General features: G+C 51.5%; 24 protein-coding genes. 16 read left to right on the top strand and 8 right to left on the bottom strand.

What is annotated here, in order from left to right; translation table 11 throughout:
- Window positions 1-209 precede the first annotated feature (209 nt).
- The 5 genes from D888_RS0102150 (at window position 210) to D888_RS0102130 (ending at window position 5,373) form a co-directional block, all read left to right on the top strand.
- A complete protein-coding gene (locus D888_RS0102150) occupies window positions 210-1,334 on the top strand; it encodes an ABC transporter substrate-binding protein (RefSeq protein ID WP_026362176.1) in 1,125 nt (374 codons plus the stop codon).
- Between the two features lie 189 nt (window positions 1,335-1,523).
- Window positions 1,524-2,441, top strand: coding sequence for an ABC transporter permease subunit (locus D888_RS0102145; RefSeq protein WP_020674875.1), 918 nt, complete (start codon window positions 1,524-1,526; stop codon window positions 2,439-2,441).
- Window positions 2,442-2,444: 3 nt separating this feature from the next.
- The gene (gene livM, locus D888_RS0102140) at window positions 2,445-3,722 is read left to right on the top strand and encodes a high-affinity branched-chain amino acid ABC transporter permease LivM (protein WP_020674874.1); all 1,278 of its coding nucleotides are present in this window, start codon (window positions 2,445-2,447) and stop codon (window positions 3,720-3,722) included.
- A complete protein-coding gene (locus D888_RS0102135) occupies window positions 3,719-4,657 on the top strand; it encodes an ATP-binding cassette domain-containing protein (RefSeq protein WP_020674873.1) in 939 nt (312 codons plus the stop codon). Before livM ends, D888_RS0102135 begins: the two co-directional genes overlap by 4 nt.
- Window positions 4,654-5,373 (top strand): ABC transporter ATP-binding protein, encoded by a 720-nt coding sequence (locus tag D888_RS0102130; protein WP_020674872.1) that lies wholly within the window; start codon window positions 4,654-4,656, stop codon window positions 5,371-5,373. The genes D888_RS0102135 and D888_RS0102130 overlap by 4 nt, the downstream gene beginning before the upstream one ends.
- Before the next feature lie 28 nt (window positions 5,374-5,401).
- Here D888_RS0102130 and D888_RS20440 read toward each other — a convergent pair whose 3' ends face one another.
- Both D888_RS20440 and D888_RS0102120 read right to left on the bottom strand, forming a co-directional pair.
- Entirely contained in the window at window positions 5,402-5,719 is a 318-nt protein-coding gene (locus tag D888_RS20440; protein ID WP_033423220.1) for a hypothetical protein, read from the bottom strand.
- A gap of 81 nt (window positions 5,720-5,800) precedes the next feature.
- Window positions 5,801-6,433, bottom strand: coding sequence for a hypothetical protein (locus tag D888_RS0102120; protein ID WP_156826924.1), 633 nt, complete (start codon window positions 6,431-6,433; stop codon window positions 5,801-5,803).
- A 401-nt stretch (window positions 6,434-6,834) separates the two neighbouring features.
- On the opposite strand from D888_RS0102120, the gene D888_RS24715 reads away from it, so the two are divergent.
- Window positions 6,835-6,957, top strand: coding sequence for a hypothetical protein (locus D888_RS24715; RefSeq protein WP_020674869.1), 123 nt, complete (start codon window positions 6,835-6,837; stop codon window positions 6,955-6,957).
- Window positions 6,958-7,003: 46 nt separating this feature from the next.
- On the opposite strand, the gene D888_RS0102110 is transcribed toward D888_RS24715, so the two are convergent.
- Window positions 7,004-9,004 (bottom strand): hypothetical protein, encoded by a 2,001-nt coding sequence (locus D888_RS0102110; protein ID WP_156826923.1) that lies wholly within the window; start codon window positions 9,002-9,004, stop codon window positions 7,004-7,006.
- A gap of 16 nt (window positions 9,005-9,020) precedes the next feature.
- The gene (locus tag D888_RS0102105; protein ID WP_020674867.1) at window positions 9,021-10,661 is read right to left on the bottom strand and encodes an ankyrin repeat domain-containing protein; all 1,641 of its coding nucleotides are present in this window, start codon (window positions 10,659-10,661) and stop codon (window positions 9,021-9,023) included.
- A gap of 386 nt (window positions 10,662-11,047) precedes the next feature.
- Between D888_RS0102105 and D888_RS0102100 the strand changes: the two genes are divergently transcribed.
- The 3 genes from D888_RS0102100 (at window position 11,048) to D888_RS0102090 (ending at window position 13,028) form a co-directional block, all read left to right on the top strand.
- Complete coding sequence (locus D888_RS0102100) at window positions 11,048-11,548, top strand: nucleotide exchange factor GrpE (RefSeq protein ID WP_020674866.1); 501 nt, start codon at window positions 11,048-11,050, stop codon at window positions 11,546-11,548.
- Between the two features lie 78 nt (window positions 11,549-11,626).
- Window positions 11,627-12,586 (top strand): DnaJ C-terminal domain-containing protein, encoded by a 960-nt coding sequence (locus D888_RS0102095; protein ID WP_020674865.1) that lies wholly within the window; start codon window positions 11,627-11,629, stop codon window positions 12,584-12,586.
- 55 nt (window positions 12,587-12,641) lie between these two features.
- The gene (locus tag D888_RS0102090; RefSeq protein WP_020674864.1) at window positions 12,642-13,028 is read left to right on the top strand and encodes a chaperone modulator CbpM; all 387 of its coding nucleotides are present in this window, start codon (window positions 12,642-12,644) and stop codon (window positions 13,026-13,028) included.
- Between the two features lie 155 nt (window positions 13,029-13,183).
- On the opposite strand, the gene D888_RS0102085 is transcribed toward D888_RS0102090, so the two are convergent.
- On the bottom strand, window positions 13,184-14,344 hold the full coding sequence (locus D888_RS0102085; protein WP_020674863.1) for a 4Fe-4S binding protein: 1,161 nt from the start codon (window positions 14,342-14,344) through the stop codon (window positions 13,184-13,186).
- A 315-nt stretch (window positions 14,345-14,659) separates the two neighbouring features.
- Here D888_RS0102085 and D888_RS0102080 point away from each other — a divergent pair, with 315 nt between their 5' ends.
- Window positions 14,660-15,283: a glutathione S-transferase family protein gene (locus D888_RS0102080; protein WP_020674862.1), complete on the top strand. Its 624-nt coding sequence runs from the start codon at window positions 14,660-14,662 to the stop codon at window positions 15,281-15,283.
- A 118-nt stretch (window positions 15,284-15,401) separates the two neighbouring features.
- On the opposite strand, the gene D888_RS0102075 is transcribed toward D888_RS0102080, so the two are convergent.
- Window positions 15,402-16,607 (bottom strand): Fic family protein, encoded by a 1,206-nt coding sequence (locus D888_RS0102075; protein ID WP_020674861.1) that lies wholly within the window; start codon window positions 16,605-16,607, stop codon window positions 15,402-15,404.
- An 873-nt stretch (window positions 16,608-17,480) separates the two neighbouring features.
- Between D888_RS0102075 and D888_RS0102070 the strand changes: the two genes are divergently transcribed.
- The gene (locus D888_RS0102070; protein ID WP_020674860.1) at window positions 17,481-18,119 is read left to right on the top strand and encodes a YbhB/YbcL family Raf kinase inhibitor-like protein; all 639 of its coding nucleotides are present in this window, start codon (window positions 17,481-17,483) and stop codon (window positions 18,117-18,119) included.
- A 275-nt stretch (window positions 18,120-18,394) separates the two neighbouring features.
- Here the strand turns inward: D888_RS0102070 and D888_RS0102060 are convergent, their stop codons facing one another.
- Both D888_RS0102060 and D888_RS0102055 read right to left on the bottom strand, forming a co-directional pair.
- On the bottom strand, window positions 18,395-18,679 hold the full coding sequence (locus tag D888_RS0102060) for a GNAT family N-acetyltransferase (protein WP_020674859.1): 285 nt from the start codon (window positions 18,677-18,679) through the stop codon (window positions 18,395-18,397).
- Window positions 18,680-18,789: 110 nt separating this feature from the next.
- Entirely contained in the window at window positions 18,790-19,266 is a 477-nt protein-coding gene (locus tag D888_RS0102055; RefSeq protein ID WP_020674858.1) for a ferritin family protein, read from the bottom strand.
- 218 nt (window positions 19,267-19,484) lie between these two features.
- Here D888_RS0102055 and D888_RS20435 point away from each other — a divergent pair, with 218 nt between their 5' ends.
- The 5 genes from D888_RS20435 (at window position 19,485) to D888_RS0102030 (ending at window position 22,108) form a co-directional block, all read left to right on the top strand.
- Window positions 19,485-20,078, top strand: coding sequence for a TetR/AcrR family transcriptional regulator (locus D888_RS20435; protein ID WP_245554991.1), 594 nt, complete (start codon window positions 19,485-19,487; stop codon window positions 20,076-20,078).
- Window positions 20,079-20,147: 69 nt separating this feature from the next.
- A complete protein-coding gene (gene ric, locus D888_RS0102045) occupies window positions 20,148-20,870 on the top strand; it encodes an iron-sulfur cluster repair di-iron protein (RefSeq protein ID WP_020674856.1) in 723 nt (240 codons plus the stop codon).
- Between the two features lie 42 nt (window positions 20,871-20,912).
- Complete coding sequence (locus D888_RS0102040) at window positions 20,913-21,107, top strand: ferredoxin (RefSeq protein ID WP_020674855.1); 195 nt, start codon at window positions 20,913-20,915, stop codon at window positions 21,105-21,107.
- Between the two features lie 162 nt (window positions 21,108-21,269).
- The gene (locus tag D888_RS0102035) at window positions 21,270-21,527 is read left to right on the top strand and encodes a hypothetical protein (protein WP_020674854.1); all 258 of its coding nucleotides are present in this window, start codon (window positions 21,270-21,272) and stop codon (window positions 21,525-21,527) included.
- 83 nt (window positions 21,528-21,610) lie between these two features.
- Window positions 21,611-22,108: a ferritin-like domain-containing protein gene (locus tag D888_RS0102030; RefSeq protein ID WP_020674853.1), complete on the top strand. Its 498-nt coding sequence runs from the start codon at window positions 21,611-21,613 to the stop codon at window positions 22,106-22,108.
- The last annotated feature ends 10 nt before the right edge of the window (window positions 22,109-22,118 follow it).

The following is a 22,118-nucleotide window of genomic DNA, read 5'->3' as shown; positions in this document are numbered from 1 at the left end:
ACTTAGTTATCCTGGTCCAACTGTCTGCTGCATAGGGGGCAATTCATTTACCCCAGTGATAATCCGTAATTGCCAGGGTATCATCATAGGGCGTAATCATTCCAAATACACATTCTTAAATACGCCGAGTCGAATTTTCATCAAATTAGCGAACTCGGTTTTCACCCCGGGGCATTAATGGCTTTAAACAACCAAAGGAGAAGCAGATGATGAATCGTTCATTTTCGAAGTCCCTGTTGTTAGCAGTAGTGATTGGTGGCCTGGCCATGGTTGGCTCGGCTGGCGCTGCAGATACCATCAAGATCGGCGTAGCCGGGCCATATACCGGCGGCTACGCAGCTTTCGGGGAACAGTTCTGGAGAGGAGCCGAACAGGCTTCAAAGGACATCAACGCCGCAGGGGGCGTCAACGGTAAAATGGTCGAAGTGATCAAAGCTGACGATGCCTGTGAGCCCAAGCAGGCCGTATCGGTCGCCAACCGCCTTATGGATGTGGACAAGGTACAGGCGGTTGACGGCCATTACTGCTCATCCTCGACAATCCCCGCATCGACAATCTACGCCGATGCCAACGTCCTGGTCATGACTCCAGGATCGACCAACCCGAAGGTAACCGAACGAGGCATGAAGGGCGTTTTCCGCATGTGTGGCCGTGATGACCAACAGGGCGCCGTGGCCGCCAACTTTATTATCAATAACCTCAAGGCCAAGCGGGTGGCGGTCATCCACGATAAAGATTCCTACGGTCAGGGGCTGGCAGACGCCATGATCGACAGAATGAAGCAGCTGGGCGCCAAAGAGGTCCTTTATGAAGGACTGACCCGTGGGGAAAAGGATTTTAACTCTCTGGTAACCAAGGTCAAATCGGTTAAAGCAGATGCCGTCTTCTTCGGCGGTCTCCATACCGAAGCCGGGCCACTAGTCCGTCAGTTGCGCGAGCAGGGCATCACCGCGGCATTCATCTCGGGCGATGCGATCAACACCTCCGATTTTGTCACTGCTGCAGGCGACCCGAAATATGTTGACGGCGTCTACATGACCTTTGGTCAGGATCCTCTGACTCTGACAACCGGTCGCGATGTTATCGCCAAGTTCCGGGCCAGCGGCTATGAGCCTGAGGGTTATACCCTTTACTCCTATGCGACGATCCAGGCTCTGACCGCTGCAATGAAAGCCACCAACAGCACCGATCTCGACAAGATGGCTGACTGGCTGCACAGCCACAGCGTTAATACTGTCCTTGGGGAAAAGAGCTGGGACAGCAAAGGGGACCTCAAAGTTTCCGACTTTGTCATGTACCAGTGGGACGCCAAAGGCAAATTTCGTCAACTCTGATCGGGATCTCCCCGTCCGGGCCATGTCCCCGGCGGGGGTACCTTTAATTGGGTGCAGGCTTGGAAGTTTTGGTAGTGCATGAGTTCGTTCAACGAATTAGTAAACCAGAAGCCGGTTTGTCACCGATGCGCTGACGCAAAAGAGGCAGACCGGCTTCATCATTCTGATACCCCAACAGAAGGATTTTGAATGGATATGTACATCGTTGGCCAGCAACTTCTGAACGGCCTGACTCTTGGATCGATCTACGGACTCATCGCCATCGGCTACACCATGGTGTACGGCATCATCGGCATGATCAACTTTGCCCATGGTGACATTTACATGATCTCGGCCTATCTCACCGCGATCATCCTGGCAGTCATTTTCTCCTTCGGTGTCACCTCTCTGCCCTTCGCCATAATCCTGACCCTGCTGTTGGCCATGGCGATCACCGGGGCCTACGGCTGGGTAATTGAGAGACTCGCCTATCGCCCCCTGCGCGGATCGACCCGCCTGGCCCCGCTGATTTCGGCGATCGGCATGTCGCTGGTGCTGGAGAACTATGTTCAGGTCTCTCAGGGTGCGAGGAATCAGGGGGTTCCGCTTTTGGTGGAGGGTGTGGTCCGCTGGGGGGGAAAGAATAACTTCGTCCAGATCACCAACATTCAGATCATGATCGTGGTCGCATCATTTGTGGGAATGGGGATCCTGACCTACATCATCCAGAAAACCTCTCTCGGCCGCCAGTGCCGGGCGACCCAGCAGGATCGCAAGATGGCGGCGATGTTGGGCATTAATACCAACCGCATCATTTCCACCGTATTCGTCATCGGCTCCTCGATGGCGGCACTGGCCGGAGTACTGGTCACGCTCAATTACGGCTCCTTCGATTTTTACATCGGTTTTATAACCGGCATCAAAGCCTTTACTGCCGCAGTTCTGGGCGGGATCGGCTCGCTGCCGGGCGCCATGCTGGGAGGCCTGGTTCTCGGGATGTCGGAAGGTCTGTTCGCCGGGTTTGTCAGTGCCGACTATAAGGACGTTTTTGCTTTCGCCCTCCTTGTGCTTGTCCTGATTTTTCGCCCCAGTGGTCTGCTCGGCAAACCTGAGATTGAAAAGGTCTGATCCATGACAATGCCGCAAAAAGCCTCCGTGCGCAAAGCCGTGGTCGACGGTTTCTGGTCCGGGCTTCTCGCCCTGATCCTCTTTGGCCCCATCTCGGGACTGATCCTTGACGGATACGAGGTTCGAAACGAGTTGATCCGCCCGCTGATAATGGCAATAATTGTCGCCGTTGGACGGGCCCTGACCTCATACCTTATGCAAACCACAAAAGGCCGGCATTATTTAGGGAAACTGATCGGCAAACGGGAGGCCGGGGTCACTGTCTCCAGCCTGAAAAAAGGGAAGTTCCAATACCTGGTGATCCCGGTTCTGATTCTGGTTGGACTGGTGCTTCCCTTCATCCTGGGAAAATACTGGCTGACCGTGGTCATCCTGGCCATGATCTATGTCCTGCTCGGTCTGGGTCTGAACATCGTCGTCGGCCTGGCGGGCATGCTCGACCTGGGCTATGTCGCTTTTTACGCGGTCGGAGCTTACAGTCTGGCGATGGGCGCTCAGTATTTTCATCTGGGCTTCTGGACGATGCTGCCGTTCGCCGGCCTCTGCGCGGCACTCTTCGGTGCCTTGCTCGGATTTCCGGTATTGCGCATGCATGGCGACTACCTGGCGATCGTTACCCTCGGTTTCGGCGAAATTATCCGCCTGATACTCAACAATCTGCTGGATATTACCGGGGGCCCCAACGGCGCCTCTGCCCCCCCACCCACCCTGTTCGGCTTGGAGTTTACGCGTCATGCTACCCAGGGTGGCGTGCCGTTTCATGAATATTTTCACATGGCCTATAGTCCGACCTACAAATACATCTTCATCTATCTGATGCTGTTTATCGTCGTCTGCCTGATGATTCTGTTTGTGACTCGACTCAAACAGATGCCGATGGGCAGAGCATGGGAGGCGCTGCGCGAGGATGAAATCGCCTGCCGCTCCCTGGGCATCAACCATGTCACCGTCAAGCTGTCCGCCTTCATGATGGGAGCGATGGTCGGCGGGATCGCCGGGGTGTTCTTCGCCACCTATCAGGGCTTCATCAATCCCAGTTCCTTCACCTTCTTTGAATCCGCACTGATTTTGGCCATCGTGGTCCTCGGCGGACTCGGATCGACGGTCGGTGTCATCATCGCTGCCCTGGTACTGACGATCCTGCCCGAAGTACTCAGGGATTTCGCTGAATACAGGGTGCTGCTGTTTGGCCTTGCCATGGTTTTGATGATGCTCTGGAAACCCCGTGGTCTGATCCGCATCAAGCGTAAAGCCTATGATATAAAGGAGGCGTCCTTATGAGTTCACCGACAGGGACACCGCTTCTGAGCGTACGCGGGCTGACGATGCGATTCGGCGGCATCCTGGCCTTAAGCGACGTCAACTTCGATATCCAGCGCGGGTCGATTTCCGCAATGATCGGCCCGAACGGCGCCGGGAAAACCACCGTTTTCAATTGCATCACCGGCTTTTACCGCGCAACCGGCGGCAGCATCCACTACCGCAGCGAAGATAAGGACATCAATCTGGTTCAGGTTTTGGGAGAAAAGCTCCAGTCCGGAGATTTTCTGAACCCTCCCCGCCTGGCCAGCCGTCTCTATTACAAGATGTTCGGCGGCTCACACCGGGTCGCCCAGGCAGGCGTAGCCCGGACCTTTCAAAACATCCGTCTGTTCCGCGAGATGACGGCGATCGAAAACCTGCTCGTCGCCCAACACGCGCAGATCATTCGCAACCCGATCTCCGGTGTACTGCAGACCCCCGCTTTTCGCCGCTCTGAACGGGAGGCCATCGATCGTGCCCACGCCTGGTTAAAAGTCGTAGGCCTCGAAAAGGATGTCAATCGTCTCGCCGGTGAACTACCCTATGGTCACCAACGGCGCCTGGAAATTGCCCGTTCCATGGCCACCGGACCACAACTGGTCTGCCTGGACGAACCTGCCGCAGGTCTCAACCCAAAAGAAACCGAGGAGCTGACCAACCTGATCAGGGTCCTCAGAGATCAGCATCAGGTCACAGTTTTGCTCATCGAGCATGACATGGGGATGGTCATGGATGTCTCTGAACAGATCGTCGTTCTCGATCACGGCGTGATCATCGCTGAGGGGACACCTCATGATATCGAAAACAACCCCGCAGTCCTTGCCGCCTATCTGGGAGAAGACTACTCGGCCACCGCTCAAACCGCCGCAGGTTCTTCTGACGGCGGCCAAGCTCAGGAGGCAAGAACCACATGAGTGAACAACCTCTGCTGGAGCTCGTCGAGATCGACTCCTATTACGGAGCGATTCAGGCGTTGCGCAAAGTCTCCCTGCAGGTAGATGAGGGTGAAATCGTAACCCTGATCGGCGCCAACGGGGCGGGAAAATCGACCCTGCTGATGTCCATTTTTGGTGAGCCCCGCCCAGCGAACGGGCAGATCAGATACCTGGGGCAGGATATCACCAATGTACCGACTCATCAGATCGCCAGTCTGGGTATCGGCCAGGTCCCGGAAGGGCGACGCATCTTTTCAGGAATGACGGTGGAAGAAAATCTACTAATGGGGACGATACCCATCGGGATGGAACATGCACATACCGACCTGGCAGAAAATTATGCGAAGTTCCCCATCCTCAAGGAACGCCGCAATCAGCGGGCCGGAACCCTGTCCGGCGGCGAACAGCAGATGCTGGCGATCGGCCGGGCGCTCATGGGCCGTCCGCGACTGCTGCTGCTGGATGAACCGAGCCTGGGCTTGGCACCAATCATCGTCAAGCAGATATTCGACAACCTGGCAGAGATCGCATCACGAGGCACAACGATTTTCCTGGTAGAGCAGAATGCCAATCATGCCCTCAAACTTGCCGATCGCGGCTACGTCATGGTCAACGGCGAGATTCGGCTTTCCGGTACGGGGGAAGAACTCCTTGCCGACCCCGAGGTGCGTAAGGCATACCTTGGTGGCCACTAAGATCTATTAACCTCTAAACAAGTTGACCTTAATCAATCGAAAGCGGGACAAGAAACACCGGGCGTCCTGCTTTTATGCGGCACCTTCTCCGCCACACTGCCAAAAAAAGGCGCTCGAACTCTGCCTGGCTGTGCTTACCCATAATAATAACAGCCGCTTTAAACCGTTCAGCCGTATCGATAATCCGATAAATCGGGTTGTCGATACACACGTCGACTCCTGCAAAACAACAAACATCTTCCGGACATCCAGCCAATTCGATTTTAACAAATCCTTCAGAGTTCCTTGCGGGTTTCCCCCTGGCCATCTTGCTGGTGACCGTGTTCGAGTTTTTCAAGACTTTCACTACAGGGCCTTCTGCTAGCTGAATTAGAAGAACAACATCTTTAGCGGCAGAAAGTGCCTCGGTTATTGGGGTAATTCAGAATTAAAAATTATATTTAATGCCACCCAACACCACCAATGGTGTGTAAGTTACCTGTAGTTGAATATGGTCCGTAAGCTCGTACCAGGTATCAAGTGAAAGAATTGGATTGAAGTTGTGTTTGAACAGAAAACTATTACGAAATGGAACTCCACTGACTGTTGCCAGTTTCCCTTTATATCCATAGAGGACTCCCGCAAAGTAATCGAGTCCGAAGCCATGGTACGCAATGAGATTGCGTATCGCCACCAGATACCAGGTTCTTTCATGAAATGAGTTGATAAATGTTCCGACTGAGAAAGAATTATAGACCAGTCCGAAACAATTGTTATGGGCTATGCTTTTGGATTTTGTTTGGGTGTGAATGCCATAGGGCAAGATAAGGATGCCATCCCTAACTGATTTGCCATAGACGAATTTCAGAACCGAAGAAGTTGCTGAATCGCCGGAGTCCTTTGTCACTTGAACAGGAGGTATCGACTCACCCGCTTCAACAGGGGTTACTGCGTCTTGAGCTAAGGCTTCTTTGGGCGGCAAGGAAACATAGAAAACGACGAAAAGGATGAGAATAACTGCAAATTTCAGCGAAACACGGATGCTGAGATAGGGGGCCAGCCCAGGTTCAAAATCTTTCATAAATTTATCCGACAACATGAATATTCCCGACTTTCTGCGGGGCTGACAAATTGAATCTCGGTCATGTCCCCAAAATCTCGTGACTGCTTTGGGAACAAGGCTACTAAAGCCCCGAGAATTGATGGCATCGAAAAATGCGCTTTTCTTGAGGGCTCCGGGAGAGAGGCAATATATACGCCCCTATGAGGACGGTCCTGCCAAAACGATTATCCTATAAATGACTGAAAAACTTCATCTTCGCAATACAGTTTTTCACCTCGCCGCGTTGCTTTGCTGACGCCTGAAGCGGTAGCGCCTGGCTGAGCGCCAATGGCGGACGCGGGGAACCGCAGACGACGCATAGCAAAATAACAGATGACGGCCCTGGCCTCAACAATCTGTGGGCAGGAGCAAAAGTGGACATGACTGTCACGCAAGGCCGCGAACAGTGCCGTGCTGAAGCTGACCGGGGCTATCGATACGGGTTTGACGTGGAAGGAGGGGAGGAGAGCAAGGGTTGTCATTTTATCGAAAACGTTCCCTGATTTATGCTGCTGTTGATGAAAATCCTTCCCTGTATTCCGCCTCGAGTTATTTAGAATCACGCGGATCTTTGCCGTCGACCACCCTTTTGGGAAGTGTGTAATTAGTCCCATAATAATTCGCAATGCCAGGAAAATATGACGACTCGACGTAGTGGTGCGATATCAGCATTTCGGCGTCCCGTTTTGCTGTTTCGTAAATACCTTTAGGCGCGGCCAGAATCCGGTAGTCAGCACCCCACATCAGGTGGTAATCGACACCGGTGCTCGGCGCACCGATGACTTTTCTCCCCAGGGATTCAACAACGGCCTTGCCGCTCGACAGCAGTTCTGTTGGGGCCTCGCTTGTGCCCCAGACAACGGGGTCGTTCAGGTTGGCCCACACGACAACTCGTTTGACTTTCCCTGAATCCACGAGCTCCTGATAGGCACCTTTCTTGGCCAGGGACATGTCGCCGCCGACGATGTTCAATTCATTCACATGGATCATGTCATTTCGAATCAACGCCTCGGCGATGGTCGCACCGTTGCTGTGGGCGACAAGTCGGTCAACCTCCTTGCCGGTAACCTGCGCCAGGGCTTCTCTTGCCTGAGGCGTTTTCAGGGATATCTCGCCATCTAAAAGATGATCCCCGAATACCCGGCCCGACTCAGTTGCATAGTAATCCAGCCCTTTCACATCGTCCTTATCGGTGCCGAAGGACACGACTACAGCCCCACCGACACCCTCCTTCCCTTCCGCTTTCGCTCGATCCGCAGCATCGTTCATGCTTTTGTAGGTCTTTCCATTACTGAAACAACTGACGCCATCCTTCATCATGTTTGCGGCGTCTTTTGCATCTGTACCGAAACCGAGGATGACCACTTCGTGCATTTTCTCGAAGGCCCCCTTAAGCGGAGGAACAACGGCGAGGAGTTCTTTTTGGGTCCGCTGCGTCAGGGCATCGCTTGTCACCCGCTCTTGCATCATCCGTTTCTGCATCTCCATCCAGGTCTCTTCATGGACGGCAGGAATGGAGGGAATCGGTGGATGGAAAGTTTCCGGATCCTTGCCTGTGCCCAAGGCCCTAAGGACGCGGACGGCTTCTTCTCTCGCCGCGTAAGCCAAATTCTGTGCCTTATCAAAAGCGGACCGGGCCTTTTCCCAGGCGGCCTCTGCTTCCGGTCCCCCCGTCTTCTTCCACTCTCTGGCTTGCTTTAAGGCCGTCTCGCTTTTTGCCAATGCCTCGTGAGTTTTGGCGTAATCGTTATAGGCCTTTTGAAACCTTTGACGTCCCTTCTCATCGAGAACCGGGGCGACCGCTCCGGCAGGAAGGTTGGGGATGTCTCCGGTCACGCTTGCCAGGGCTTTGTCCAGCAGTGCCGGCACGTCCGCCGTGGTTGATGTCTCGACCGCCTGCACCAGGTAAGAGGCATGTTTCAGGTGACGCAGGTCGACCACCATCGGGTCATTGAAAGGGTCCTGCGCAGCGGCGGCGCCTTGACTTCCTCCAAGGCCAAAAAATGCTGTCCCCCCGGAAGGGAGAGCCATGGTATCGGGAGCGCCCCCCCAGACCTCCAGCGATTCGGTCCCTCCGCCCCCTGGCATTCCCTGCAGGGTCTTGTTGAGATCCCGAATCGCGTCCAGCCGGGCGGCTTCTGCTTCCTGTGCGGCCTGTGCCCGACGTTTTTCTTCGGACTGCTGCTCGCGCTGCAGAGACTCCTGGAGCGCCTGAGCGCCCTCCACCTGCTTGTCTCGTACTTTCAGGATGGCGGCAGGGTTGATGGTGGTCATCCGGTCAATACTGTTCTGCAATTCCTTCAGCGTCATTGACTCGATCGACGCGGTGCCTGACTTGCGCACACCACTGGACGGGACTGCCTGGCTGTCGCCGGGACAGGGCATCCCAGGGGCAGGAATGCACATGGGGGCAGAAGCCTCGGGAACCACTCCTGCGTGCCCCTTTGCCGGAAAAATTAGTTCACTCAAGACGACCAGACCAAAAGTCAGAGGACGGAACGCCCACACTGACTTTCGGTCTGTCTGCTTCAATTTTGTTAGTTGTCTCATGCTCGCGCCGCCATTATCAAAAAGCGGGTCTAAGTTGCAGGGTCACTGGATTCGAAGAACCTACGGTCACCGAATCACAGACCTCATCACAGAGCAGACAGCAGTTGGAGGGGAGCCCCATCATGTTTACACAATGATAATTGGATTTGTAGATAGACCAGATATATTCGAGAGTGATACTGCGCGCATCCGGTGTCACTTTGCCACTCACCGGATGAATTTGTGCGGGGAAGGTGCAACGGTGGTCCCCGGCGTAGGAGGCTCCTGCAACAGAACCCGAAATGATGTCGTTTTTGAGGACGAGGGTAAAGACAAGACCACTGGCATTGATCCGCATTTTATCGCCATCTATGGAAACAGCAAACTCTCTCCCTTTTTCGTCGACCCAGCGACCTTGCATGCTCCCTATTTTCGCTTCATTTTCCCTGTCTACCCCGATTTCAATAATCCGATTTTTTGCTGTCTGAGCCCTGGGGTCCGATGGTGCGGCGGCAATAAATATCCTCAGGTTCTCGTCTGCCTGGTCGAACTTCTTCTGTTCCGCCTGCAACTGGCCCAGATTGAAATAACCTTCAACCCACCAGGGGGCGATGCGCAGGGCGGCCGCCATCTCCTTCTCCACCAGGCCAATGTCCTGCCCCTTCTTGAGCATGTAGGAACCACGGACCAGATGTTCACGGGCTTTCTCAGGCAGGGCCGGCGGCGGAGACATGGCTGCCGCGCAGCGAACGATCTTCACGAGCAGGTCCTGCTTGATCGAGCCGCCCACCGCTGTGGCTCTGGGTACTGCTGCGAGATAAAGTGGCAGTGCCTCCGAAAACCTTCCCTGCTGGGCTGCCTGGTCTCCTGATTCCAGCTCCTTGTCAAGAGATTGGGCAACCCACTGCTCAATAACCGCAATAATCTTTCTTGCTTTGTTGGCATATGCCAGATCAAGGGCAGATAACCCCTCTCGGTTTCGAAGGTTTACGTCCACGCCATGATCCAGAAAGAACCGGGCCATATGGGCATTCCAAGTCTTTGCAGTCAGATGCAGACCCGACTCCCCCATGGCATTGATGGCTAGCGGATCCGCGCCGAGGTCAACAAACATTTTTGCGATGTCCGGGTCGGAAGCTTTCAGCAGGACCGTTTCTCCTGCTTTATTTTTGGCTTTTGGAGAAGCGCCGTTCTTTAACAGAAATTCGACGAGGGGTTTGTCCCCCTGTGCCGCGGCGAGCATGAGGACAGTGTTGCCTGCGGCATCGGCGCTTTCCAGGTTGGCCCCAGCCTGAACCAGCATACGCACCACAGTACTCTGCCCGTTAGCCATGGCTAGCACCAGGGGTGTTTGCCCGGAACCGGCAGCAAGGTCGATGGTGGCCCGGTTAGCCAGAAGCATTTTCACGATGCCCTCCTGCCCGGTGCACGCTGCGGCCTGCAGAGGAGTCAGGATTGGCTGACCGGGACAGGCGGGCTGAACCTTGTCCAGCACGACTGGCGCATTAACAGCGGCTGAGCCGGAGCGCAGAAGGCTGCCAACCTCACTCAGGTCCCCCTTAAACACAGCGTTTGTCATCGCCTGCTGTTGGCCTGCACAGCCAGTCAGGAGCAAAAAAAGAAATATCATCGAAGACATGGAGCGCAAAACTGAACCTGACGCATTTTCTGTGAACATAAAAGCTCCTCTTTAAAAGAAAAAGTGCCGGTGTCAATTAGAGGCAACACCAATAAGATTGGTAAGTCGTTCGGCTCCAGTCAAAAGATTTGATTATTTTCATTCTAATCGTAAGGCAAGTCAAAATAAAAAAATATTTGGCCCCCGGAAATATGAACACATTGATCCCTGGAAAGACTGTTATAAAATTGATTTCGAATCGGTGCCCAGCTACCTGCCCGCAATTACCATGTTTTCCGTGCAACACAGTTTGGTATTAAGCGCAGCAAGCAGGTGCCAAAGCAGGAAGAGAGTATACTTAAGAGAATGCTGGTGACGATGCAATGAAGCACTCCTTTTCCCCGCCTAGTGCTGCCAGCTCAGGTAAAACCAAAAGAGGTGTGAAGATGGCCGATGAGATGCAAATAAATTCCGATACGTCCGCAGATAGGGGTACAGAAACCGATCAACAGTCACCGGATGAGGGGGCTGTCTGGAGAGAGAGATATCTGCGCCTGCTTGCCGATCTGGAGAACACCAAAAAACGTCTGGCACGCACTTCCGCCCAGGAGGTTGAAACTCAAAAGGAAACGCTGCTGAGAGACATTTTACAGGTAGCTGATGGCCTTGACCTGGCTTTGCGCCATATTTCGCACGCAGAGGATAGCAGAAATATCCTGCAGGGGATTGAAATGAACCGGAGCCTGCTGGGGAAAATTTTAGCCAAATACGAAGTCGAAGAGCTGGAAGCCTTGGGCCAACCGTTCGACCCCGGTTTGCACGAAAGCATAGGTGTGGTTCGGTATCCCAGTGTCGCCGCCAACACCATCGTGAGGGTCGAACAAAAGGGGTATCTGCTCGGTGGCAAGTTGTTACGTCCGGCGAAGGTGCTGATCGCAGCGCGTTGATGCGTAAATCGAGATCTGGTGCAACGAGCAACTGTTGAACCTGGTAGACCTGCCTGGGTACGTCCGAATGGAGAGAGTATGGAGTTCAAGGATTACTACAATATTCTGGGGATAGATCGTAAGGCAGACGCTAAGGAAATCAAAAAGGCCTACCGCAAGCTTGCACGAAAGTATCATCCTGACGTCAACCCCTCAGACGGTGCTTCAGCCAACAAATTTCAGGACATCAACGAGGCCAACGAAGTTCTTTCCGATCCTGCAAAACGCAAAGAATACGACCGCCTGGGTTCCCAGTGGCAGCAGTATCAGCAAAGCGGTGGAAGACCCGAAGACTTCAACTGGGGAGAGAATGCCGCCGGCAAGCAGAACTACGGCTACCGAACGGTCAATCCCGAGGAGTTTGAAGAGCTGTTCGGCTCTGAAGGCGGATTTTCTGATTTCTTCACGAATCTTTTCGGCGGTGGAGCCCGGCAGCAAAGCCGTGAAGATAGGGGCGGCCAGCAGTTTTATCAGCAGGCGCGACCGAGACACGGAGGGGACCTCGAACATTCACTTCAGGTAAGCCTCAGTGAGGCCTACCACGGAGCCAAGCGGATTTTGGAATGGGAAAACGGTCGCAAAATTGACGTCAAGGTCCCTCGCGGGGTCCAAACCGGCTCCCGGGTAAGGCTCAAGGGACAGGGAGCTGCTGGTGCTGGAGGAGGGGAGTCCGGGGATCTTTATCTGACCATCGAAGTTTTGCCTGACAAACGGTTTCTGCGCGACAACGATGATCTCAAGATCACGGTTCCGGCAGATCTGTTCACCATGTTGTTGGGTGGCAAGCTCTCGGTTCCCGGCATCGATCGCTCGGTGAACCTGCCTATCCCGCCGGAAACCAGCAATGGGCGGGTTTTCCGGTTGCGCGGGTTAGGGATGCCAAAAATCAAGCATCCTGACCAACGTGGAGATCTGTATGTCACCGTAGAAACCATTCTGCCACAAAAGCTGTCCGCGAAAGAAAAGGAACTGCTTGAGCAGTGGAAGTCTCTGCGTTAAACGAAGCGTTCGTGTCCAGTTAAGTAAGACCAGCGCAGCTGGCGAGGAGAACCCTATGAAGAAATATCCGATTGCACTTTTCTGTCATGATCCTGAGGCTCATTACGAATATCGGATTGTCGCCCACATGACACGGGTTTCAGAGGATTTTATTCTCCGCTGTGAGCAGGAAGAGCTGATCACAGCGCGCAAGATGTTGCATGGCGCAAAGGGTTTGAGCGCCGCGGATGTCAGCAAACTTAAACTCATTCGCTACTTGCACAAAGATATGGGGCTTGACCTTGAGGCCATAGATTTCGTCATGCGCTACCGGGAGCGAGTCAAGACGATGGAACGTCAGCTTGAAGAAATGAAGCAGCAACTCCACCAGAAAGAGCAGGAATATCAAACTGAGGTTCTGGATCTTCGCCGACGGATAGCACAGGTGGCGGGAGAAAAATAGACTGTTGGTTGTCCTTTTGTTTAACCATGCTCAGGCACCGAAACGGCCAACCTCCAGAATGGGGTTTGCCGTTCTTATTGACCAGGGCTGGAAAATAAATCTGCCCCCTTTTTTGAGAGCTTATTTAGATTTGCGCCGGATTCAAATGTGCAGCATCAATCTGGTCCTCTCAGCTTCCCTACCGGAGGTTTTCCATTTCTACCGAAGGCGAATGAGACAGCATCAGTTGGGCAGGAATCAATACAGTTGCCACAGGAAAAGCAATCCGGAATTACGCTTTTATCTCCCCTAAGAATAGTACCCATGACCGGGCTTGGGCACGAACTTTCACAGGCGAAGCAGGAAATGCATTTCTCATAATCAACTTTGATTCTGAAGAAACTGAGTTTTTCAAATAACCAGCTGGTGAGTCCAAAGGGACAGAAGAGATGGCACCAGGGCCGGTAAACAAACAGGCTGAAAATCAACGTAATCGTAATAAAGAGCCATCCGGGAACACTGACTTTCATCGGTTTGAAAATTTTAAAAGGATCAATTTCGTGGGTGATATCGTAGGCCCATACAACAGCAATCCAGATAAGCGCAATAAAAAACAGGATGCGGATGCTGTTGCTGACGATGAAAGGGATTTTGAACTGCGGTAAACGACCCCTTCCAGAATCTTTACGATTTCGGTTCAGTCTGAAGATAAAATCCTGAAGCGTTCCAAGCTGACAGCCCCAGGAACAGATAAATTTATTCGCAAAAACTACCGTCGCAGTGAAAATTGCGAAAGCAATCAACCTCGGCTTGAAAATCACCCCTTTTGAGGAATAAAGAACGATAGCGTCTTTGACAGTACCCATCGGGCTGGGATCTGCGCCTAAAATAACTCCGAAAATCGTAAAACCTAGACCATATAAAATCATTCTTGATTTCTTGTTGAGCTTCTTCTTTCGCAAAAGAAAAAAGCAAAGCGTCATAAACAGAAACCATAGGGTAAATTTCAGCGGTATTTTAATCCAGTTCTTCGTAGCGTCTTCAGATTCCAGGGTATGGAATTTGTTTACTTTTTTTGATATCTGCTCCGGGGACATCCCGAAGCTGGTGATCAGATTTTGCATTTGATCGGGAGACTCCAGAGTAAAAACTTTTTTTAAGAGCTGCCTTGAGAGGGTATTGGTTTCACCAAACTCTGCGACGGTCATGGCTGATGTCATTTCAAGTTGAATAGCTGCAACGGGAATTTCCTCTTTCTCCCCCCACATATTCACCGAAATAATCGAGGCGACTATGACAAATGTCATTACCGAAAAAACTAACCCGAAAAGTTTCATAAAAATCTCATAATCTCCCCATACCTTATTTAAGCCTGGCTTGAAGTGGCCAACTATTCCCGGCCAGCTTTATCTGATGACATGACGCGCGCAAAGATTATACACAACCCAGGTATACCCACCGGCCTTGAAACCAAACCTTTGTGATGTCGTCACTCCACCTCAATTGGTGTCCGGTTTTATTCAACCACTGCACTGCCTGCCTCGTGTCGATTTACATCAAAACCCTTCCAGGACTGCCTTTTAGATTGCAATCAGGGGTAAGATGAAAGATGCCGTAGCTCTGATAAATCTTTTCTGAAAGGACAAATATTTATGTACACGCTTTACACCCTCCCAGGAAGCTGTTCTACCGGAATTGTTGTCTTGCTTGAAAAGCTCGGAGTTCCCTACCAGCTTATCAATCGAAATGATACCGCTGATTATCAGAAAATGGTCCCGACCAATCAGGTCCCTGCTTTAAAGACGGAAAAGGGAAGGACCCTCACTGAGGGCGCCGCTATAGCGCTCTATCTGCTTGAAAAACACAACAATACAATGCGGCCAGTAGACATTGAGGCTAGATCTGAGTTTTATCAGTGGTTGAATTTTGATTATTCGACCCTCCACCCTGCCTACGGCAGAATGTTTGCAATTGCCTACAAAGCCAAACTCAGTGATGAGGTCAGGGCAGAAACACTGCAGCAGCTTGCAGACTCCGTTTCCAGCTTGTGGGCGATTTTGGACAAGCGGCTTGAATCCAGAAAGTTTATTCTGGGTGACCAGCCGACTCATGCCGATTATATGGCCGCCGTATATTCAAGCTGGAATGCTGGTTTTACTGATACAAAAATTGAGATGGGGAAAAACGTCAAACGTTTTATCGCCGACGTAGCAGCCCTGCCTGAATTTAAAGCGGCCTATGAAAAAGAAAAGCTGGAGTTCAAAAAACCTGTATAGACGTCTAAAATGACGGCTCCGCTGCCGACATAATGTTGGGCCTGGCAGGGTGGTGAGTTTTTCAGCACCCTGTTACGGTCGGCGGGTGTCTCGAGAGTCGTAATTTTAGAGACGCGCTTTACTGATCCGGAAAGAGCCCCGGCATCCACCGCCCTGCGAATTTCGCAGGAAAAGCGAGTTGAAGCGGTGCGCGCGTGCTTTCGGACTGAAGCGCGCCGATTTCGAGCAGCGCCGATGTTACTCGGCGCGCGCTTCTTTCTGTGACACCGAGAAGTGAAACGACATCCACGCGTTTGATCGAGCCTTGCATGAGTACCGCGCGCAAGACCGTATCGGATTTGGGTGGTAGCGTTCCGGCGCGTATTTCTTCTTCAGCCCAGATCAGGATGCGGTAGCGCAACCGGTCAGGTCTCATCAAGCCCTCCATAAATTTGATCTGATCAGTGCAGATTTTCAGAAAGAAGGTTGTGAAGTCAGCAAGCGCCGCTTCACTCAATGTGCCACGCCCGTCGCGATCACCATGCCGAGGCTGATCACAAGCAGCAAGGTGGCGTTTGTATTCCGCTTCGTTTCGCGCAAGACCGCGCGCGACTGACCAAAGCCCTTTTGTGTCTAGCGCGTTTTTCAGCATCGAATAGGACATCAATCGGGCAACACGACCATTCCCATCCAGAAACGGGTGAACCCAGAGTAACCGGTGGTGCGCACACCCTGCGGCAAGAATGGTCTCAATCCGGCCAGTATGCCGGTAGACACTATGCATCCGGTCAAGAAAACGCGGAACCGAGCCCGGACTGATCGCTAAATGGTGTCCAACCTCAACATCTCTTGTCCTGAATTCGCCTGGCGCCACAGATATCTTTTCTCCGGTCGAGGGCACTTCGACAAAGAGCAGGTCAGGCGGCAGCAACTCACAAAAGCGCCGGTGGATTTCCATGATCATTTCCGGCGACGTCGGGCCTTCGTCCAAACCATCCTCGTCGATCCATTTTTGAACAGCGATATGCGCCTTGGCTTCGAGTTGCAGATCACGCTTTTCCCGATCGGCGCTATAGTCATCATTCAGCGCCCGTTCGATATCGATCGGGTGTGTGTTATGCCCTTCGATCAAGTTGCTGTAGTAGCAATTCATTGAGCGGATCAGATCGGCCAAAGCGTCGGCGATGGATGCAGGCAAACTGCTGGCGAAACGGGCGGAGGCCGTTGCCAAGTCGAGCACCAGATCATTAAGCTCCGAGCGCTTCGAAGAAGCTTCACTCACCATCAATGGCTCAAACAAGCCTATGTTCTCGCCGTCATCCCTTATGTTCTCACTACTCATCATGTCCGCTTTCTTTGCCCTTACTTCAATTATTAATATGAAACAATATCATATGGTTAGTGTTAATATAAGCAGAAATGTGTCCCGCAAACTGTCCGCTTTTATGTCCGGTTTGTAACGCGAGTTGGTTTTTTGCTTTAACCCTTGAATAAACGGCTTGGGCGTATGTCGGGGTTTTTCCATTTCGGTGTCTCGAATATCGTAAGTTTTACCGGCCTGATTCCGACAAGGCAGGCATCAAATCTCTGATCAGTTCAAGGTGTCCTGGAAGTTGCTCCACCCTATATCGGGTGATACTTGCACTTGCGAAGCGCATATTCCTATCGGCTATTGACCCTGATAAATAAGAGCTGTCATCCCCCCATTTCCAAAGTAGCCTATCGAGTCTTTCACTTTGACGTGCCAACCGGGATATCAGATCAAGTCATGGTGGGGGGACCAAAGTCCACCCATATATTAACCTCGGAACAGCCCCCTCCGCTGTTCCGAGGTTAATATATGTCAATCGGCATTCCTATTTGACCCACCATCGGCATACTGGGTCCGTTGGACAAATGCCTATTAACTCCCTGTCAAACAGGCAGAAGTAAAAAACAAGGTGGGTCAGTCTTCGGCGCCTATTTTATCTCCAAATGGGTCAAACTTGCATGCTGATTAACACTTTATTGCTTTAGTGGCCATCGCCCCTCAAAAAGAACCACAGAAAACGGTCAGCCCTTGACGCAGGGCTGAATAACCGGCGTCTAAGTTGTGATAGCATGAATGTTATAGTGTTGTATGCTTGAACTGTTTCTTGTTAGTCAGGGATTCGTTGCTCAATCCTGTAGGATTGTTGCTTAACATTTAACCCAAACCAACAACAGAGGAGCGCTGACAATGAAAACACAATTTACTGTCCACATTGACTCTTGGGCTCATGGTGCTGCGATACCGGCCCAATTCGCTTTTGGTCGTCCGGGGACCGACAGCCCATTTGCTCCAAGTGACAACATAAGCCCTGGCATTCGGTGGTCTCATGCGCCCGCGGGCACGCGATCCTTTGCAATCATATGTCACGACCCGGACGTCCCGTCGTCAGGGGAGGACGTAAATCAACAAGGCAAGATGGTTCCCTCCGATTTGCCGCGCGTTAACTTCTTTCATTGGGTCCTGGTGGATATTCCTGCCGAAGTGTCCGGTCTTGAGGAGGGTGCTGCCTGTCGGGGCATCACCCCACGAGGCAAACCCGTAGGTCGAACCCTACACGGCGTGACCGGCAAGAATGACTACACAGGATGGTTCGCGGGGGACCTCGAGATGGGAGGCACCTACGGCGGTTACGACGGTCCCTGTCCGCCGTGGAATGATAGTATCGTGCATCACTACAACTTCGAGGTCTTTGCCCTTGATGTCGAAACGTTGAAACTTCAGGGCGAATTCACCGGTCAAGACGCTCTGGAGGCAATGAAGGGGCACATTCTGGCGAGTGCATCGTACATGGGGACTTATTCAATGAACCCTGATATCAAAGGCTGATGACGTTGAGATGGTCACGGATCCTCATGCACGCCTAAGGCAACAAACCGAATGAAACCATGGCCAAGGGTATTGCACAGCGACTTGGTAACCCGCGCGCTGGTGGTCATTCTTATTTGTCACTATTTATAGAGCACCGAACGCCCACGGTTGGCAAATCGTGGGCGTTTCTTATGCTGCGCAATAAATCGAATACAAATTACTAAATTGCAGCCTTACCTTTGGCGACAATAAAGCGTGGAATGGCGATCGAAAGACGAATTTCAGTATCAGTTTTAATGCTCATTTTCGATGAGAGTCTTATACTCCTGATGACGCTCTATATAACTGAGCACAAAGGGGCATTGAGGAATGACCTGGAGACCATGATTCTTTGCATATTCCAGAGCAGCTTTAACAATTTTGCCTCCAAGACCTTGCCCTTCAAGCTCTGACGGAACTTTGGTATGGATCAAAGTCATTGTTTGATTATTTAATTCATAATCGATAAAAACCCGATACCCCGCCGCTATTGCTTCGAAGCGCTTTGCAGATTTATTATTTTCAATCTTGATATCCATTTTGCCTCCAAAATTCAGGTATTCGCGTTGCCTTGTGGGATCATGATTTACTTAGTCATGATTTTATCCAATTGTTATAAGTGCAGTGTATATGGATTTATTTTTCCAGTTTATCCCTCCGGCAAAAAGTGCTCCTCGTAAGTATCTTCAAGCTGCTGTAAATATTGAGTTTGGTCGTCAGCAAGAGCTGTAAAGAGTTCAGCCATTGGCGCACCACTACATTTTTCAGACATTCCTCGATAAAATTTGAGTGCGTCTATTGATAACTGAATTGCGTAAGCCAGGGCTTTTCGATTGTCCGTCTCAGCAGTTAAATGGTGAAGGTCACAGCAACGGATAATGAGGTTCATCGTTGGTACAGGACCTTTGGCCACCTGTGCTTCAAGCCCTCCTTTGATTGCCGCCAGCTCGAGTTTCTGTTTAATGCCGAGCCTGACGGTTGCAGCATCCTGAAGAATTTCTTTGGCCGCCGTGTTTTTTACAATTCTAATTGCTGCCAAGAAACCTTGGTAAATCTGGGTCTCCAACTCGATTGCAGAATCACAGGCTGCATCAAAAGTAAAACAGGCATTAGCTTGATATGTCATATTTAGCCTCCAAGCAGATTAGCTGGCACTCCCAACAAAAAAAAACTTCGCAGTCACTACCACTTCCAACCCAACAATTAATTTAAAGCACGGCATCAATCCGAAAAATAGACCTCAACTGGAGCCTCAAAAGAATAACAATAAATGGCTTGCAAGTAAATGCTTACTTACTTATAATTGGTGGTATGAATAATCACCTTCAAGAAAAGAGGAAGCAAGTGCGAAAGCCTACTGAGGTTCGCAAGCGCGAAATCATTGATGTGGCGATCAATATCATTGCGTTCGAAGGGGCGCGGGCTTTTACCGCCAAGAATATCGCTACCGCAGTCGGAATGACCTCGGGAGGCATTTTCAGGCACTTTGAAAGTATGGAGGCCATTGTTGAAGATGCCATAGAGAGAATAGAAGAGATTCTCTCCAGCGACTTCCCCTCCGGCGTTGAAGACCCGATTAAACGCCTGCGGGACTTTTTTCTCCAGCGGACCCGAACCATACTGGCTCATCCAGGCATCTCTCGGTTGCTGCTCTCTGACCATTTGGAACAAGCCGCTGGTATTGAAGCTGCCAAGCGGTTGTCAAAAATCAAGATCAGGTCGCGTAAGTTCATTCACGAATGCATCCGGGAGGCGGAGCAGCGGGGTTCCCTTGATTCCGTGGTCGATGTTGAAGCCGCTACGTCCATTGTGATTGGTGCCATTCTTTCGCTGTCCCATACCCGCACGCAGGTTGCGTGTACATCAAACAGTCATAAACCCTCTGAAGACGTGTGGGCTCTTATTGAGCGCATGCTTGAGAACGTCAGGTCTAGCTGAGACCCTGCTTTTGGAGGTTCGATGATTAAGCGAGATCATTAACCCAAAAACACCGGGAGGTTCGTTCCCATGACAGAAGCCAATAAAACTATAGAAGCCAGCAAAACAATCGGTGCGTTCGTCGCAGAAGATTACCGGACCGCAGAGATCTTCGAGAAATATGGGATCGACTTCTGCTGCGGCGGCCAGGCGACTCTCGCCAGCACCTGCCAAGAGAAGGCCCTCGACCCTGACAAGGTCCTGCAGGAAATTGAAGCAGCCAGGAAGGAACCGCTTCAACGAAATGAGAACTACACAGCCTGGCCCCTGCCGTTTCTTATCGACTACATCGTTAATACCCACCACGTCTATCTCAAGGAGAACGATGAGCAGATTGCCGCCTATGCACACAAGATCGCCGAGGTGCATGGCGCCCATCATCCCGAGGTCATTAAAATCGCAGAGATCTTCGAGAAAATTGCTGCCGATATGGCAGCACACCTGGTGGAGGAAGAGGAGGTCTTCTTCCCGGCCATCAAGCGCGCCGAAGCGGCTGTCAGGAGTGGTAGCAATCCCGACACCAAGGACAGCATCCTGATCAAGTCAGAGCTGGCTAAACTGCACCGCGAACACGAGCAAATCGGCGATGCTATTCACAGAATTCGGCATCTCGCCAGGGATTATGCGATCCCGGCGGATGTCTGCAACACCTTTGTCGTCACCTACCGCAAACTCAAGGAGTTTGAGGATGATTTGCATAAACATGTCCACCTCGAAAACAACATCCTCTTCTCGAAGGCAGAACAACTGTAACCGGTGGCGAGGCCACGACCATATAAAAAAGGAGAAAATGACATGGCTAAACAAGCGTGGGTCGATCAGGATGAATGCATTAGTTGCGGTGTCTGCATTGACAATATTCCAGATGTGTTCCGGTTTGCCGAAAACGGTAAGGCCGAATGCTACGATCCGAATGGAGCTCCTGAGGAGGAGATCGAGAACAACGCGATCGATGCCTGCCCGGTTTCATGTATTCACTGGAAGGAATGAGCCCCTGATTCTTGGGCAGGTTCCTTGATCCAGCTCGCAGACTCCAACTATGCGGAAGGCTTGAATAGATCTTTTTTGGTAGATTGCTAATAAGATCTCCGTCTGACCCCGGAGTTAGCTGCCTGGAACCTCACCTATAAATTATTGAAAGGAGCCATGATTATGTTGGGACTTCTTATCAAGGACAAGATCCGCTGGCAAGACAAATGGTCGGCTGAATTTGGCCAACGCTTCGGCATCCACGATAGTACTGACAACCTGTTCATTTTCGAAGATGGATGTACCAGCGAAGAGATTATGGCCGTTATTGGGAAAGTACCAAAGGGCATTTACGAACTCTTTGAGGTGGAGGCGTCCCCCAAGGATCAGTGCGACTATATGGCTGACTCCGGTCAGTGCTTCAACCGCACAGAATGCTGAATTGACCAGTAATTGCGTCTAAGACCTTGGTCCTTTGTTGTCGAAATTGAAGCTAAAAATTTGGACGCGGAGAGGAAATTATTATGTTCGAAAATGTCGATGTGCAAGAGGCGATCAAACGTTCTATTCAAACAGAAAAGTACGCCCGTGATTTTTACCTGCTGTGCGCAAAGCACATGAAAAACCTGGATGCATGCAGAACCTTTGAATTATTGGCAGCTGAAGAAGTCGAGCACGCCAAAACGTTTTATGACATCTACCAGAGAGACGATCTCCCCGAGTTTGCAGAGTACATGAAACTCGAATCCGCGCCGGACAGCGACTGGCTAACTGATCTGGAAAAGGCTCTGATGGAAGGCCTCAACGAACGGAAAGCGATGGAACTTGCCATGGACAAGGAACTTAAATTAGAGACGGCATTACGCAATCTGGCCGAAAAGATTTCAGATGTGGCCGTGCGTGAGGTTTTTATCAAAAACGCTGACTCAACCCATCAACATTTCGAATTGATCGAGTCGGAGTATGCACGTCTTATGAGGATGGTTCATGAAACCGACATGGACACCTACGTCCGCGAATGAAAAAACGGCA

It is taken from the genome of Geopsychrobacter electrodiphilus DSM 16401, assembly GCF_000384395.1.
Taxonomy (GTDB): domain Bacteria; phylum Desulfobacterota; class Desulfuromonadia; order Desulfuromonadales; family Geopsychrobacteraceae; genus Geopsychrobacter; species Geopsychrobacter electrodiphilus.
The sequence above is the reverse complement of the archived record's forward strand: the minus strand, read 5'-3'. Positions and strand labels throughout refer to the sequence as shown.